Here is a 1,703-nt window from a genome sequence, read left to right as displayed (position 1 = left end):
CGCGACACCGGCGACACCGCCGACACCCCGTCGGCCGACACCACCGACACCTCACCCGCCGGCAGACACACCACCGACGCGTCACCGTCCACGTCGGCGACCATCGCCTCCAACACCGCCCGGTACATGCCACCGAGGCGCAGGACGTTGGGGTAGCTGACCTGGTGCGGTCGGGCCAGGATGTTGAGGACCCCGCCGAGCGTGGAGACGTGCAGGCCGAACTCGCCGCTGGCCTCGTAGATCGCGTCGTCGAAGCCGACCCGCTCGGTGTCGACCTGCTCGAAGTCGAGGTAGTTGAAGAGGATCTCGATCGGCCGACGCCCGTCGCCGAGGCGCTGCACGGCCGGCAGCGGATACCGGCGGTGCGGCCACAACTCCAGCTCCCCGGCGTACGTGCCCCGGATCAGCTCGCGCCAGGTCCGCGCGCCCGCGTCGTGCACGAACGGCAGCGTGTTCAGGTGCATCCCGTAGACCCGGTCGGCACCGGTCACCTCGGGGCGGCCGTGGCTGACCAGCCCGCTGGTGAACACGGGCTCGGCGGTGAGCTGGCTCATCACCTTCAGGTGCGCGGCCAGCAGCACGCTCTTCAGCGACGTGTCGGTCCGGCTGGCCAGTTCGCGCAGGTCGTCCATGAGGTCGTGCAGGGGGACCCGGGTGCCGCACTCGTACTCCGGGACCGACTCGTCCTCGCCCCAGCCGGCGGGCAACTCGAAGACCGGCCGGGCCACGACGCCCTGCCAGTAGTCGCGGTCCTCGGCCGACGCCAGCGCCTCGATCTCGCCGGCGACGAAGTCGGCGTAGCGGACCGGGGGCGCCTCGAACGCGGCCGGTACGCCGGTGTCCCGCAGGCTGCGGTAGTTGTCGAGGATCTCCATCAGCAGGGAGTGGTGGCTCCAGCCCTCGAGGATGCCGTGCGACATGGTCAGCACGAACCACCACGTGTCGTCGCGGCCGGCCGCTCCGGCGATCCGCAGCTGTGGGACCTCGTCGGGGGTGAAGGGCCGGGCCCGCTCGGCGGCCAGGTACGCCCGCAGCCGCTGCTCGGCCTCCTCGTCCGTGCCGTCGCGCAGGTCGAGCACCGTGACGTCCACGGGCACCTCGGCGTGCACGAGCTGCATCGGCACCGAGTAGCCGGTCAGGTCGAAGGAGGTGCGCAGGATCTCGTGCCGGTCCACCACGGTCCGCACGGCCTGGCGCAGCGCGTCGCCGTCGAAGGCGTGCTCGTCGCGGATCGGGAACGCCGACACGTTGTGGTAGGTGCGCCGCTCGGAGTCGGAGAGGGTGACCACCAGCATGGCGAGCTGCACCTGCGCGCACGGGTACGCGTCGGCGAGCCCGGCCGGCAGGGCGGCCCGGTCGGCGTCGGCGAGCAGACTGAACGGGGCGACCGCCCGGAAGGCGGGCGCCGCCTCGACGTCGTCCCCGCCGGCGAGGTGCTGCGCCAGGGCGGCGACCGTGCGGTGCACGAAGACGTCGCGCACCGAGACCGGGTGCCCGGCGCCGCGCAGCGCGCCCACGAGCGCGATGGCGCTGATGGAGTGCCCACCGAGGTCGAAGAAGCTCTCCTGGGTGCTGACCCGCTCCAGGTTGAGCACCTGGCCCCAGATCCCGGCCAGCTGGGCCTCCAGCTCGGTCGCCGGGGCGACGTACGCCCGGTGTGCGGGCACCGCGTTGTCCCAGAGGGCGGCCCGGTCGACCTTGCC

General features: G+C 72.8%; 1 protein-coding gene. It reads right to left on the bottom strand.

The features are described 5' to 3' along the window. Window positions 1-1,703 (bottom strand): condensation domain-containing protein (locus AB0G08_RS30125; RefSeq protein WP_358094359.1); only part of this gene is annotated, 1,703 nt, incomplete at both ends.

The organism is Micromonospora sp. NPDC023644 (genome assembly GCF_040640115.1).
In the GTDB taxonomy this organism is placed as follows: Bacteria; Actinomycetota; Actinomycetes; order Mycobacteriales; family Micromonosporaceae; genus Micromonospora.
The sequence above is the reverse complement of the archived record's forward strand: the minus strand, read 5'-3'. Positions and strand labels throughout refer to the sequence as shown.